The organism is Myxococcus sp. CA040A (assembly GCF_013336725.1).
Lineage (GTDB): Bacteria > Myxococcota > Myxococcia > Myxococcales > Myxococcaceae > Myxococcus > Myxococcus llanfairpwllgwyngyllgogerychwyrndrobwllllantysiliogogogochensis.
The window spans coordinates 857,154-870,537 of sequence record NZ_JABUMR010000002.1 but is presented as its reverse complement, the minus strand read 5'-3'; the positions used below and the strand labels follow the sequence as shown (position 1 = coordinate 870,537).

The window sequence follows — 13,384 nt, the reverse complement described above, 5'->3', positions numbered from 1 at the left end:
CGACCGACTGCTTCCCGGAACCTTCTCCAGGAAGCGAAGTTCAGGGCTTGACCGTGACGTTGATCTTGAAGGAGCGGTCCACCAGGCCCGGCGTCAGCGCCTTGGCCAGGAAGAACTCCACCTCGAAAGTCCCCGGGTTTCGGGGAGTGAAGAAAAACTCGCGCGTGGCCGAGCCGCCGTTGGGACCCGGTTCGAAGTTGGCTTCGCGCAGACCCACGCGCTTGGCCGCCGTGGGCTCGATGGCCCAGGTGAACCCGGGCTGCTCGGGCAGGCGCACGGTGAGGCCGTGGTTGAGCTTCACGTCCACGGACGTGGGGACCTCGCCCTCGATGTGGACCATCTCCATCTCGTCGCGCGACACGGCGCGAGCTTCCGACGGACGCGGCTCCACGTTCTCCGCGGTGATGCGACCACCCCAGCCGGAGAGCTTGTCCACCACGCCCATGACCTGCAGCGTGTGGCCCACGTTCTTGCGCAGGCTCTTGACGGCGGCCTTGCCCTCGATGAGGAACGACACCTGCTGGCGCGTGCCGCCGTTGGAGACGACGAGGATGAACTCCTCGCCGTTCATCTCCAGGTTTCCGCGCACGGCCGCGAAGCCCTTGATGCCCGCGCCCATGCCGGCCGCCGTCACCATGGAGACTTCACCGGGCGACAGGTAGCGCAGCCGGGGCTCGGTGTCCGCGGGCGGAGCCTCCACGACCTCGGCCTCCGGCTTCTTCGCGGAGTACTTGCGCACGTCCACCACGCCGCCGTGGTTGGTCGTCTTGCGGATCATCCCGCTGACGGAGACCTTGTGGTTCACGTAGGCGGGGAGGACTTCCTGATCCGGTCCCTGCAGCAGGAACGTGAGCTCTCGCTTGTCGCGCCCCACCACCACCAGGTTGGGCAGCTCGTTGAGGACGACCAGACGGCCCTTGAGGCTGCCCTCGCCCATCACGCCACGACCCTCGCCCGCGGTGAGCAGCTGCTCCATCTCACGCTTGGTGAGCGGCTCGCCCGGGGGCGGCAGCTTGGTGGCGCGAGGACGCGGCTTCTCCACGGCGGGAACCGCGGGAGCGGAGGCGGCCTTTCCGGCGCCCTTGCCCGTCGTGCCCTTCGTTCCAGCGGGAGTCTTCGCAGCGGGAGCCGCCGCCTTCGCCGTCGCGGACTTCGCGGCGGGAGCGGGCTTCGCCGCTGACTTCTTGGAAGGCGCCTTCTCCGCGGCCTTCTCCTTCTCGACAGCCTTGTCCTTCTCGATGACCTTCTCCTTCTCGGGAGCGGTCTCGACGGCCGCCTTCTTCGCTGCGGCCTTCGCGCCCTTCGTCACCGAATCCCCGACCCCCTTCACCAGCTTCGTCGTCGAGGTAGCGACCCGCTTGGACGCGTTCTTGATCAGGTCCAGCCGGGCGGATTTATCCTTCTTCGCGGCGGACTTCGCGCCAGTCTTTCCAGCGGGAGTCGCCTTCTTGGCCCCGGACTTGGGCTTGGCCATCGACGCTGTCTCCTTGAGAGTTCCCGTGTACTTTCAACGGGTTGCCACGCCACCCCCAGGAGGACTGGCAGGCTTCGCGATGATTGGAGCTTGTAACGATGATCAGATGGGCTGTCAAACTAACACTTGATTTTCTCTCGGACTTTGGGTGCGAACCGGGCTGAAGATGACGCCCATGAACGACGCCGCGACGCTGCTTCCGGAAGACGAGGCCCGAGCCCGGGTGCTGGCCCTGGCCACGCCCCTGTCGGCCGAGTGGCTGGCCCTCGATGATGCGCTGGGCAGGACGCTGGCGGAGGACGTGCTTGCCCAGCGGACGCTGCCTCCCTGGGACAACTCGGCGATGGACGGCTACGCAGTGCGCGCCGACGACCTGGCGGGCTCGCTGCCGGTGAGACTGCCGGTGTTGGAGACCGTCTACGCGGGCGGCACGCCGCGCCAGGAGGTTCGGCCTGGCACCTGTGTGCGGATCATGACGGGCGCTCCCCTCCCCGTAGGCGCGGACGCCGTGGTCATGCGCGAGCGGGTCCGCCCCGTGCCGGATGGGGGCGCGGATCAGGTGGACATCCTGGATGCCGTGGAGTCGGGCCAGCACGTGAGGCCCCGCGGCGAGGACGCGAAGGAAGGGACACTCTTGCTGGCCCGAGGCACCCCGCTGGGCATCCCCGAGCTGGGGTTGCTCTGGGCCCAGGGCATCCTGTCGGCGCCGGTGCCGCGCGCGCCCCGGGTGGCCATCCTCTCCACGGGCGACGAGCTGTGCCGCGCCGACGAGCCCCCCAGGGGCCGCATCGTCGACACCAACGCCCCGTCACTGGCGCTCGCGGTCCGCCGCGCGGGCGGGCACCCGTCCCTGCTGGGCATCGCCCAGGACACGCGGGACTCCGTGGGCGAGTTCCTGTCGCGCGCCCACGGCTTCGACGTGGTGCTCACCAGCGCGGGCGTGTCCGTGGGCGAGCGCGACTACGTGAAGGAGGTCCTTGCCGCCATCGGGGTGCAACAGCACCTGTGGCGCGTGGCCATCAAGCCGGGCAAGCCGCTGGTGGTGGGCAAGCGTGGAAGCACGCTGTTCTTCGGTCTGCCGGGCAACCCCACCTCGTCGCTGGTCACCTTCGAGCTCTTCGTCAGGCCGGCGCTCCGCAGGCTGCTCGGCCACACCGACGTGGACCCCTCGCGAGTGCCTGGGCGCCTGGACGGTCGGCTGTCCAAGCCTCCAGGGCTGGCGCACTTCGTCCGGGTGACGGCTGCCTGGAAGGACGGCAACCTCTGGGCGCGCCCCCTGGCCACCCAGACGTCGGGCGTGCTCCGTTCCGCGGCGACGGCCACGCATCTGCTGCACTTCGCGCGGGAAGCCAGCAGCTTGTCTCATGGAGACCCGGTGGAATTGTTGCCGCTCTCCTGGGGGGCTTGAGAAACCGGAGCCGTCCATCGTGCATCTTTGCGGAGGATTTCAGGCGGCAGCGGTGGTGAGTCCGCCTTGACTTGCGCGCATGGGGGCACCAAACAGGGGGCCTCGCATCTGGAGAATGAACCATCATGTCGGACATTCGCTCACCCCAGGTTCTTCCGACCCGTAAACCGACGCAGCACCTGGAGCGGTTCTCGGAGGCGGACATCCCCACGGAGCGGGGTCCCCTGCGGACCATCGTGTTCAGGGATCGCCGCAACGGCCGAGAGCACGTGGCGCTCGTCGCGGGCAACGTGTCCGCGGAGGAAGGGGTGCCGGTGCGAATCCACTCCGAGTGCCTGACGAGCGAGGTCTTCGGCAGCTTGAAGTGCGACTGCCGCGAGCAGTTGGACCGGGCGCTGGACTTCATCACCCAGCAGAAGCTGGGCGTGGTGCTCTACCTGCGCCAGGAAGGCCGAGGCATCGGCCTGGGCAACAAAATCAAGGCGTACGCCCTCCAGTCCAAGGGGCTGGACACGTACGAGGCCAACCGCCAACTCGGCTTCGCGGACGACCTGCGCAGCTACGACATCGCGGCGGAGATGCTGCGCTCGCTGGACGTACGCTCGGTGGACCTCATCACCAACAATCCGCTGAAGATCGCCGGGATGGTGGAGGAAGGCATTCCCGTCCTGCGTCGAATCCCTTCCCGGACCGAGCACAATCCGCATAACGTCGACTACCTGAGGACGAAGCGCGAGCGTACGGGGCACCTGATTGAGCTCTTCGCCGAGGACGACGACACGGAAGCCAAGGCCGGCTGAGAAGGCGCCTGCGCGGCGGCGCAACGCCGTCGTGCGCAATCAAGCCCGTGTGCCCTTCGAGGTGCGCTTCTGGGGAGTGCGCGGCTCCATCCCCTCCCCTGGTCCGCAGACGAAGCGCTACGGCGGCAACACGCCGTGCGTGGAAGTGCGGTGTGGGGACGAGCTGCTGATCTTCGACCTGGGCTCGGGAGCGCGTGCGCTGGGCGATTCCTTGCTCCTGGGCCCCCCCGGGCCGGTGCGCGGCAACATCTTCATCTCGCACTACCACTACGACCACCTGCAGGGCCTTCCCTTCTTCGCGCCCATCTTCATCCCGACGAGCGAGCTGACCCTGAACGGGCCGTCACGCAACGGGCGCACCACCCGCGAGCTGCTGGGTGGGCAGATGGTGCAGCCCTACTTCCCGGTGACGGCGGAGGGGGCCTTCCGCGCGAAGCTCACGTACCGCGACCTGTCTCCAGGAGGAACACTCCAGCTCGGCCCCGCCCAGGTGCGCTGGTTGGAGTTGAACCACCCGGGCGGCAACCTGGGGTACCGCGTGGAGTGCGGTGGCCGCTCCGTGGTCTACGCCACGGATGTCGAGCACGGCAGTGATCTGGACTCGGGGCTGTTCGACTTCGCGCGCGGCGCGGACCTGCTCATCTACGACTCCATGTACACGGAGGACGAGTACCACGGCCGCTGTGGGCCGGCGCGCACGGGCTGGGGCCACTCGACGTGGCAGGCCGCCGTGGCCGCCGCGGACGCCGCGCAGGTGAAGACGCTGGTGCTCTTCCACCATGACCCCTCGCGCGACGACGCGGCCATGGACAAGCTGCTGCGGCAGGTGCGCAGGCGCCGCCCGGAGGCCATCGCGGCCAAGGAGTCGATGGTCATCAAGCTGTAGCCGCGCGAAGCGGGCGCGGCCCTGGCTTCCTTCAGCTGTCGCGCGCTGACACCGCGCGCTTCACCGCCTCGCGCAGCCCCGCGAATGGCAGGCGCTCCATGGCGGTGGGGACGTCCACCCACTCGAAGTCATCGTGCTCGGGGCCCAGGCGGACCTCGGTGTCCGGCGCGACGTGGACGGCGAAGCCACTCTCCTCCACGAGCACGGGCGGCAACGCCTCGCCGATGGCGAAGGAGTGACGGTAGGCCAGGTCCTCCACGGGAAGTCGAAGGCCCGTCTCCTCCTCCAGCTCTCGGATCGCGGCCTGGGTGGGTGACTCTCCATCCTCCACGCGGCCGGTGAGGATCTGCCAGAAGCCGCCGCGCTCGGGACGACGTCGCAGGAGCAACACGCGCGCCTCCGGGCCTCGACCTCGCACGACGGCGATGCTGACGGTGCGCATGGGCGCAGGGGCATCCACGCGCTCGCTGTCGAACACGGCGCAGAAGCTCCGGGCGAGCGCCTCTTCCACATCCGGGACAGGGACTGCGTGCCCGCGCTCCCGCTGCATGGAGGTGACACCGGCCTCGCGGATTCCGCAGGGCACGATGAAGCGGAAGTGCTCCATCTTCGTGTTCACGTTGAGCGCGAAGCCGTGCGTGGTGAGCCACCTGGACAGGTGGACACCGATGGCGGCGATCTTCCGCGCGTCGGGCGCACCCTCCTCGCCAATCCACACGCCGGGCCACTTGACGATGGGGCCCGCGGTGATGCCCCACTCGGACAGGACCTGCATGATGGAGCGCTCCACGTCACGCACGTAGCGGCGGACGTCGCGGCGCGACTCAGGGAGCAGGAAGATGGGGTAGCCGACTATCTGGCCGGGCCCGTGATAGGTGACGTCGCCGCCCCGGTTGGTCTCGAAGACATTCACGTCCTCGGCGGAGAGGCTCGCATCGGAGGCGGTGATGTTCTCCCGCTTCGCGCCCCGGCCCAGCGTGAGCACGGGCGGGTGCTCCAGCAACAGCAGCACGTCACCGCTCAGGCCCTCCCGACGTGAGTCGCCGAAGAGGCGCATCAGGTTGAGGCCGTCCTCGTATTCCACCCGGCCGAGCCGGTAGACGGTGATGGTGTTCACGACGTTCCCTTCCGCCGGCCCTTTCGAGGGGGCGTCGGCTTCGTCACGTTCTCGAGTTCCCAGGTACCTGGGGGAACCCGCTGGAGGAGTGCCTGGAGTTCGTGGCCGGCGCGGGGGGAGCGCTCGGCCTCGGCGGCGAAGGCGGAGAGGACGCTGTCGGACAGCGCGGTCGCCGGCTCACGCAGCGCCAGTCGCGCGCGGGCCATCTCCACGTAGTCCTCGCGCGTGGGCGGGTGCAGGCTGAGCAGCACCTGGACGTGCTCCAGGATGCTCACGGGGATGACGCCTCGCGCCGCGCGCGACAGGGCCTCCGTCGTGGGCACCAAGAGGCGCTCCTCGCCTCCGCGCAGGCTGAGCTTCCCCGGCTCGGGTGCGAGCCCTCGCGCGCTGAGCACCACGGAGGGCCGCGACTCACGAGAGAGGAAGAGAGAGAGCGCAGCCTGGTGCTCCATGCTCAGGCGCTCCACGTCCTCGACGAACAGGGGCGAGGCCGACAGGTCCTCCGCGAGCGAGGCCACCGGGGTGATGGTCCCCCTGCCCTGTCGCTGGAGCATCTGGAGCAGGACGCTCTTGCCCCAGCCCTCGGCCCCCACCAGCAGGACGCAGCGAGCACCCGACTGGAGCGCTCGCTCCATCGACGAGCGGACATCGGGCTGACCCACGAAGTCCATCGCGGCCGAGGCACGCACCGGCGAGCGAGGACGCGTCGGGAGCGGCACGGGACGCACGTCTCCGAGCAGCGATGCGGACTCCGTCAGACACGCCTTGCAGATGAAGGCACCTGCCGGTCCCGCGACCAGGTCTCCGACCTCCGCGCGAGGGCGGCAGCAGAACGAGCACCACGCATCCAGCGCCGCGTCCGCGCGAGCGGGTCCGCGCTCGATGATTCGCGGTCCGCGCCTGCGCCTCGGCGTAGTGTCGTCCTCCGACGCGTGCGCGGCGAAGGCCTCCACATCCGAGTCTCGCGCACCGGCCTGCCCCGTCGGCGCGAGCGGCCCATCTCCGAACGGTTCCTCACCTTCCGGCGAGCCGGGTCTCCATCGTGACTCGAAGAGCTGCTCGTCCACGGCGCAATGTGGTCGCTCCGCACGCACGAACTCCGAACCGCGAGAAGGCAACGCATCCCGAGCCACGGACGGAACCGTCCCACGCGGAGTGGACTCCGCCGAAGCCGCGCTCCGGCCGACCAGAAACTCCAACCCCTTCGAGCCCCCTGACTCCACCGAGGCCTCGCTCTGAGCGGACAGGAACTCCAACCCCTTCGAGTCCCCTGGGTCCACGGAGGCCGCGCTCCGCGCCGGATGAAGCTTCTGCCCCTCGGACGCCCCTGGGCCCACGGAGGCCGCGACCCGGGCGAGCTGGGCCTCGAGCCGCTGGAGGTCCTCGCTCACTTCCGTGTCCAGCACCCAGGCCGCGAGCTCGGGGGACTTCCCTGTCGGCTGCGACTCCACATCGCGCAGCGCGTCCTGGATGAGGCGTTGCCGACGAACAAGCTCAGGGAGAGGGAGGTCCTCCACGGACAGCACCAGTTGGCCGTCGTCGTCCTCCTCGCCCCCTTCAGTCGCCGGCAACGTCTCCGTCATCCCTTCGAGGCGGTTCACCTCCTCGAGGATGTCCAGGCGGCTCGTATCCAGCCTGCGCGCATGGCGCAGCAACTGGAGCGCTCGGGGGGCATTGCCCGCGTTCCGATAGAACGCCGCCGCTTTCTGGAGGCACTCCACGGCGTGAGTCACGTCACCCCGCAGCTCGGCGGACTGCGCGGCGCGGATCAGCTCGCGAGGGTTCTCGGCCATACGGACAGAGCCTAACCGTCTTGGTGGACCACCGCCCGGCCTCGACGCATTCCACGAGACGCAATCGCCGGCGAGCGGTCAGCCCCCTCCCCGGCGGCCCAGGGGACATCCCAGCCTCGAAACCCGGGCGACCACACCACCCGGGCCTCTGGGCGAGACATACGCCATGGCCAGGAACAGCAGGTCCGGCTTCTCCAGGTACTTGATGACTTCGTAGACGAAGTCCGCGGCCACCGAGCCGTCGATGACGCGGTGATCGCACGACAGCGACAGGTTCATCATGTCGCGGATGACGATCTGATCCTTCACCACGGCCGGGCGCTTCTTGAGCTTGTGCACGCCCATGATGCCCACCTCGGGGTGGTTGATGATGGGCGTGGCGAACAGGCCACCGCTCTGCCCCAGCGAGGTGATGGTGAAGGTGCCGCCCGTCAGCTCCTCCAGCTTCAGCTTCCGCTCCTTCGCGGCAGCTCCCAGACGCGCCGTCTCGCGAGCAATCTCCGCCAGCGTCAGCCGGTCCGCGTCCTTCACCACCGCCACGGTGAGGCCATCCGGCGTCGCCACCGCCATGCCGATGTTGTACTCGCCACGCACCACCAGCTCCTGCGCCGCCTCATCGAAGTTGGCGTTCAGGTGCGGGAACTTCTTCAGCGCGGCGATGGTCGCCTTGATGATGAACGGCAGGTAGTTGAGCTTGGTGTTGTCACCCGACGCCGCGAGCTGCGCGTTGAGCCGGGTGCGCAGTGCCACCAGGTCCGTCGCGTCCACTTCTTCCACGAAGGCGAAGTGCGGCATCGTGAACTTCGAGCGCACCATCTTCTCGGCGATCTTCTTGCGCAGCCCGCGCAGCGGAACGCGCTCGTCCGCCCGTCCCGACGACACGGCCGGCACCGCGGGACGGGCCTGCGCGGGAGCCGCCACCACGTTCTTCTGCTCCCCGCCCCCCTCCAGCGCCGCCACCACGTCCGCCTTCGTCACCCGCCCCTGCGGTCCACTGCCCGGAATGGTCGCCAGGTCCAACCCATGCTCGCGCGCCATGCGCCGGGTCACCGGCGTGGCCAGCACCTTCGACGCCTGCGCCGAAGCACCCGCCGCGGGAGCCGTCGCCTGCGCCGGAGCCGCCGCGGCCGCCTGCGCTGGAGCCGCCGCGCCATGGCCCGCCGCCTGCGCCGGAGCCGCGCCGTCGATCTCCAGCGTGACGAGGGGGTGGTGCACCTTCGCGATGTCCCCTTCCTTGCCGTGCGTCGACACGACGCGCCCGGCCTTCGGGCTGGGGACGGTGACGGTGGCCTTGTCCGTCATCACCTCGGCGAGCACCTGGTCTTCCTTGACGACGTCGCCGGCCTTGACGTGCCACTTGACCAGCTCGCCCTCCATCACGCCTTCACCGAGGTCGGGGAGCTTGAATTCGAAGGTTGCCATGGGGGGTGTCTTTCCGAGAGGAACAGGGGTTGCGTCAAGCCACGAATGAAGGCCCGGTCAGCCGAGCCGCTCGAGGCGCTCGCGCTCCATCAGGCCCTTCATGAAGAACTCGGCGGCGCGGTAGCTGGAGCGCACCAGCGGACCCGAAGCCACGTAGAGGAAGCCGTAGGACTCGGCCAGCTTCTTGTACGACTCGAACTGCGCCGGGGTGACAAAGCGCTCCACCCGCAGGTGGTACTGCGAGGGCTGCAGGTACTGGCCCAGCGTGAGCACGTCCACGCCCACTTCACGCAGGTCCTTGAAGGTCTGCTCCAGCTCCGCGTCCGTCTCGCCCAGGCCCACCATGACGGACGTCTTGGTGTAGAGGCCCTCGGGACGGTTCTTCAGGTACTCGAGCACCTTGAGCGACTGGGCGTACTTCGCGCGGCGGTCTCTCACTGTTGGCGTGAGGCGCTCCACCGTCTCCACGTTGTGGGCGACGACGTGCGGCTTGGCCTCGGCCACCGTGGTCAGGTCCTTCTCCACGCCCTTGAAGTCGGGGATGAGCACCTCGACGATGGTGCGCGGGCTCTCCCGGCGCAGCTCGCGGATGGCGGAGGCGAAGTGGCTGGCGCCGCCGTCCGGCCGGTCATCCCGGTTCACCGACGTGACGACGATGTACTCCAGGTCCATCTCCTTGACGGCCTGGGCCAGATGGATGGGCTCCATCGGATCCAACGGCGGGGGCGCCCCCACCTTCACGTGGCAGAAGCGGCACGCGCGCGTGCACACCTCACCCATCAACATCACCGTGGCCGTGCCACCCCCCCAGCACTCGGCGATGTTCGGGCAGCGGGCCTCTTCGCAGACGGTGGCCAGCTTCGTGCGCTTCACGATGGCCTTGACCCGCTCGTACCCTTCGCCGTGCGGCAGCCGGACCTTCAGCCAGTCCGGCTTGCGGGTGGTCTCAGTCACCTGGGGCAGCGGGAACCGATCAGGAGTCGCCATGGGTCGCGGGCCTTCTATGGTTTGGGCGGAAGACGTTCAAGCCTGAAGCCTCTAACGCGAGGCGTCAGCTCTGGCAGGCCCTTCGCGCGCGTCGCTTTCCTACTAATGCTCCCGCTCCGGCCGGGCAGCCCCGGACCTGGGCACCGGAGGGCCTGGATGTCCCGACTTGGGCGCCGCTGCCCCGACGGCGTGCCAGTCCATCGCTGGCCCTCCTGGTGTGCAGGCATCCTGGCCACCCGCCCCAGCGGACGCCGGACATGGAAAGGCCGTCCTCGGAACCACGCTCCGGGACGGCCTGACCTTCGACGAGCCTGGGCCTAGAAGTGGCGGGGGTGACCCAGCGTGGCCTCGGCGCCCTCGTGGACGATCTCCGAGAGCGTCGGGTGGGCGTGGATGGTGCCCGCCAGTTCCTCGGTGGTGATCTCCAGCTTCAGCGCGACGCACGCCTCGGCCAGCAGCTCCGTGGCGTGGGGCCCGATGATGTGGATGCCCAGCACCTCGTCGTACTTCTTGTCGGAGACGATCTTGATGAGGCCGGTGGCCTCATTGGTGATGGACGACTTCGTCACCGCGCCGAACGGGGCGTTGCCGATCTTGACGTCGTAGCCGCGCTCCTTGGCCTTCTTCTCCGTCAGGCCCACCGAGGCGACCTCGGGGTAGCAGTACGTGGCCGACGGGGTGAGGTCGTAGTTGATGGGCTGCGGGTTCTTCCCGGCGATGTGCTCCACCGCGAGCACGCACTCGGAGCTCGCCATGTGGGCCAGCATCGGCGTGGGGATGACGTCGCCCACGGCGTAGACGTTGGGCTCGCTGGTGCGCAGCATCGCGTCGACCTTGATGTAGCCGCGCTCCGTCTTGATGGACGTCTTGTCCAGGCCCACGTCCTCGGTGACGGGCGAGCGGCCGACGGCGGACAGCAGCAGCTCCGCCTCCAGCGTCTTCGTCTCGCTGCCGACCTTCATGGTGACGCGCACGCCGTCCGCCGTGTGCTCCACCTTCTCCACCGCGGAGCCGGTGTGCACGTCGATGCCGCGACGGCGGAAGAGCTTCTCCAGCTCCTTGGAGATGTCCGCGTCCTCGATGGGGAGCAGCGCGGGCAGGAACTCCACGATGGAGGTCTTGCTGCCCACGTGGTTGAAGATGGAGGCGAACTCACAGCCAACCGCGCCAGCGCCCAGGACGATGATGCTCTTGGGGATGCGGTCGAGCTGCAGGACGGAGTCGCTGTTGAGCACGCGCTTGTGGTCCACCGGCACGTTCGGCAGGGACTTGGGCACCGAGCCCGTCGCGATGATGATGTTCTTCGCGTCCAGGACCTGCTTGGAGCCGTCCTCGGCGGTGACTTCCACCTTGCCCTTGCCGGCGATGCGGCCGTGGCCCTTGATGACCGTCACCTTGTTCTTCTTCATCAAGAAGTCGATGCCGTTGGCACCCTTGGTGACGACCTTGTCCTTGTGCTTCATCGCGTTCGGCCAGTTGACCGTCGGGCTCGACAGGTCGATGCCGAAGTCCCCCGCCTCCTTGACGTGGTGGAACAACTCCGCCGTCCACAGCAGGGACTTGGTGGGGATGCACCCGCGGTGGAGGCAGGTACCGCCCAGACGCTTGTCCTTCTCGATGATGGCCGTCTTCAGCCCGAGTTGCCCCGCGCGGATGGCACCCACGTAGCCGCCAGGGCCCGAACCGATGATCACCACGTCGAACGTCTCAGCCACGCACGCCTCCGTCATTATTTGCGGATGGAACCCGGTGGGGCTGATAACCCCCGCTCCCGGTCGGAATCAAGGAGATTGCTCGTGCGCCGTTTCCCGCTCAGAACCCTCCTCCTGATGCTCGTGGCGCTGCTCGCCTTCACCCGCCTGTGGTGCGTGACGCACCAGGATGAGACGGCCGGGGCCTCGCCCGCGAGCTCCCCCCCCCCGGACGCCACCGCCACGTCCCCCGCCTCCCCCTCGCCGCTTCCCCCCTCCCCTGAGTGCCGCGCGGTGGAGCGGACCCTGGACGCCACCCTGCGCGCCCCCGACGAGCCCACCGTCGTGGCCGAGGCCCGCAAGCGGCTGGACGCCTGTGACAAGCCGCCCCCGCGCGCCTGTGAGCTGGGCGGAGCGCTGGCCGCCCGAGCCCCCTTCACCCAGGGGGCGGACACCCCCATGCGGGGGCTGCTCGCCGCCCTCTGCGAGCGCTGTCCCTCCAGGGTCAACGCCTGCGCGCAGACCGTGGCCCGTGCGCTGCTGGACACCGCCGTCGGTCAAGCGCCGAACATCCCCGAGCTCCAGTGGAGCCTGGAGCACGCGGGCCCAGGCACCCCGGCGGCCTGTGATTCCATCGTCCGACTGGGGCTCGCCCCCGCCGCCCAGGCCTCCGTCGACCTGCCCCCCACCGTGCGCACTCTCCTGGATGGACTGGTGTCCCGCTGCGCGAGCGCGGACCTGCTGCCCCTGTCCGTGCTGCGCGCGGCCGCCGCCCAGCAAGGCGCCCGGGCCCCGGCGCTGCTCACGGCGGCCAGCGCGAAGCCGGTGGAGACCGCGCCGGTGAAGCCGGATCAGCTCCTGGGGGCCCAGCCCGCGTTCCAGGCATTCGATGGAGACCCCCTCACGGGAGTCCCGGTGAGCAACGCGAGGCGGGGCACGCGCTGGTCGGCGGACGGAGCGCTGCGCGCGGGCTACGCGCCCACGCTCAAGCACCTGGTGGGGTTCCGTGTCCGGGCGCAAGGCCCGGGCTCCCTGCGAGCCATCGTCCGCACGCCGAAGGGCGTGGGCTTGAATGATCCAGAGGGAGGCTTCTCGTTCGTCAATCCCACCGTGTGCCAGTTTCGTGGCACGGGCGAGTGGGAGACCTGCAACCCCGCCGCGCCCCTGGTCGATGTGGACGCGGTCAGCGTGTTCCCCGAGAGCGCGGACGGCAAGCTCCTGGAGATGGAGATCCTCGGCGCGCGCTGAGCGGCGACGGCGTCAGGCGACTAGGCCGCGGTCCTTGGCGAGCTGGAAGATGGGCGCCGCGTCCTTCTTCAGGACGGCGCTGACGTCCTTGACAATGGACTCGCCCGACTTTGCGACCGAGAGGAAGTTGTCGAAGGTCCGGGTGAGGATGAGCACGCCGGAGATGATGACGCGCTGGAGATTGTGTTGCAGGTCCGTGCCCTCGTAGATGAGCCACGCCTGCTCGACACACGTCTTCCTCGCATCCACGAGGAAGTTGTTGAGGATGGTGCGCTCGTTCGCGTCGGGAACCTTGGACTTCGGGCTCACGGAGCCAATGTAGATGAGACGCGAGTTGAGCCGCGTCGAGGCCTCCTCCATCTGAGCCAGCATCGCCGCGACGTCCTCCTTGGTCGGAGGATTCTGCCAGCGGGAGAAGATGACTCGGTCGATGAGCTCTGCCTTGTACGTGGTGGGGCCGTTCACGATGCCTCCGGTGAGGCGGACGGTTTCGATGCCAAGAAGCGCCCGGCCGGCGTTCTCCACAGCGCCGCGCGTCTGGATGTGTAGCAGGAACAC

The 13,384-nt window shown here is 68.9% G+C and carries 11 protein-coding genes; 4 read left to right on the top strand and 7 right to left on the bottom strand.

The features are described 5' to 3' along the window. Positions 1–40: 40 nt before the first annotated feature. Positions 41–1,474 (bottom strand): protease inhibitor I42 family protein, encoded by a 1,434-nt coding sequence (locus tag HUA75_RS10285; RefSeq protein WP_174486263.1) that lies wholly within the window; start codon positions 1,472–1,474, stop codon positions 41–43. Between the two features lie 175 nt (positions 1,475–1,649). On the opposite strand from HUA75_RS10285, the gene glp reads away from it, so the two are divergent. The 3 genes from glp to HUA75_RS10270 all read left to right on the top strand — a co-directional run bounded on the left by glp (position 1,650) and on the right by HUA75_RS10270 (position 4,568). Then, positions 1,650–2,882: a gephyrin-like molybdotransferase Glp gene (gene glp / locus HUA75_RS10280; protein ID WP_174486262.1), complete on the top strand. Its 1,233-nt coding sequence runs from the start codon at positions 1,650–1,652 to the stop codon at positions 2,880–2,882. A gap of 125 nt (positions 2,883–3,007) precedes the next feature. Then, a complete protein-coding gene (gene ribA, locus HUA75_RS10275) occupies positions 3,008–3,682 on the top strand; it encodes a GTP cyclohydrolase II (protein ID WP_141645321.1) in 675 nt (224 codons plus the stop codon). Positions 3,683–3,731: 49 nt separating this feature from the next. Next, entirely contained in the window at positions 3,732–4,568 is an 837-nt protein-coding gene (locus HUA75_RS10270) for an MBL fold metallo-hydrolase (RefSeq protein ID WP_174486498.1), read from the top strand. Between the two features lie 31 nt (positions 4,569–4,599). Here the strand turns inward: HUA75_RS10270 and lipB are convergent, their stop codons facing one another. The 5 genes from lipB to lpdA form a co-directional block, all read right to left on the bottom strand. After that, positions 4,600–5,685, bottom strand: a complete 1,086-nt coding sequence (gene lipB / locus HUA75_RS10265; protein WP_174486261.1) for a lipoyl(octanoyl) transferase LipB — start codon at positions 5,683–5,685, stop codon at positions 4,600–4,602. Then, complete coding sequence (locus tag HUA75_RS10260; protein ID WP_174486260.1) at positions 5,682–7,478, bottom strand: ClpX C4-type zinc finger protein; 1,797 nt, start codon at positions 7,476–7,478, stop codon at positions 5,682–5,684. Before HUA75_RS10260 ends, lipB begins: the two co-directional genes overlap by 4 nt. Positions 7,479–7,556: 78 nt before the next feature. Further along, a complete protein-coding gene (locus HUA75_RS10255; protein ID WP_254627482.1) occupies positions 7,557–8,900 on the bottom strand; it encodes a dihydrolipoamide acetyltransferase family protein in 1,344 nt (447 codons plus the stop codon). Positions 8,901–8,957: 57 nt separating this feature from the next. Continuing rightward, complete coding sequence (lipA, locus tag HUA75_RS10250) at positions 8,958–9,887, bottom strand: lipoyl synthase (RefSeq protein ID WP_141649413.1); 930 nt, start codon at positions 9,885–9,887, stop codon at positions 8,958–8,960. 317 nt (positions 9,888–10,204) lie between these two features. Next, positions 10,205–11,602 (bottom strand): dihydrolipoyl dehydrogenase, encoded by a 1,398-nt coding sequence (lpdA, locus tag HUA75_RS10245; RefSeq protein WP_174486259.1) that lies wholly within the window; start codon positions 11,600–11,602, stop codon positions 10,205–10,207. Positions 11,603–11,683: 81 nt separating this feature from the next. Between lpdA and HUA75_RS47510 the strand changes: the two genes are divergently transcribed. Then, positions 11,684–12,826 carry a hypothetical protein gene (locus HUA75_RS47510; protein WP_371746086.1) on the top strand — a complete coding sequence of 381 codons (1,143 nt, stop codon included), beginning with the start codon at positions 11,684–11,686 and terminating at the stop codon, positions 12,824–12,826. Positions 12,827–12,838: 12 nt separating this feature from the next. On the opposite strand, the gene HUA75_RS10235 is transcribed toward HUA75_RS47510, so the two are convergent. Further along, entirely contained in the window at positions 12,839–13,291 is a 453-nt protein-coding gene (locus HUA75_RS10235; protein WP_141647391.1) for a DofB protein, read from the bottom strand. Between the last annotated feature and the right edge of the window lie 93 nt (positions 13,292–13,384).

Excerpts from the sequence above, each read along its gene's own strand:
- HUA75_RS10255 (WP_254627482.1), bottom strand. The coding sequence starts at position 8,900 with ATGGCAACCTTCGAATTCAAGCTCCCCGACCTCGGTGAAGGCGTGATG.
- ribA (WP_141645321.1), top strand. The coding sequence starts at position 3,008 with ATGTCGGACATTCGCTCACCCCAGGTTCTTCCGACCCGTAAACCGACG.
- lipA (WP_141649413.1), bottom strand. The coding sequence starts at position 9,887 with ATGGCGACTCCTGATCGGTTCCCGCTGCCCCAGGTGACTGAGACCACC.
- HUA75_RS10285 (WP_174486263.1), bottom strand. The coding sequence starts at position 1,474 with ATGGCCAAGCCCAAGTCCGGGGCCAAGAAGGCGACTCCCGCTGGAAAG.
- HUA75_RS10260 (WP_174486260.1), bottom strand. The coding sequence starts at position 7,478 with ATGGCCGAGAACCCTCGCGAGCTGATCCGCGCCGCGCAGTCCGCCGAG.
- glp (WP_174486262.1), top strand. The coding sequence starts at position 1,650 with ATGAACGACGCCGCGACGCTGCTTCCGGAAGACGAGGCCCGAGCCCGG.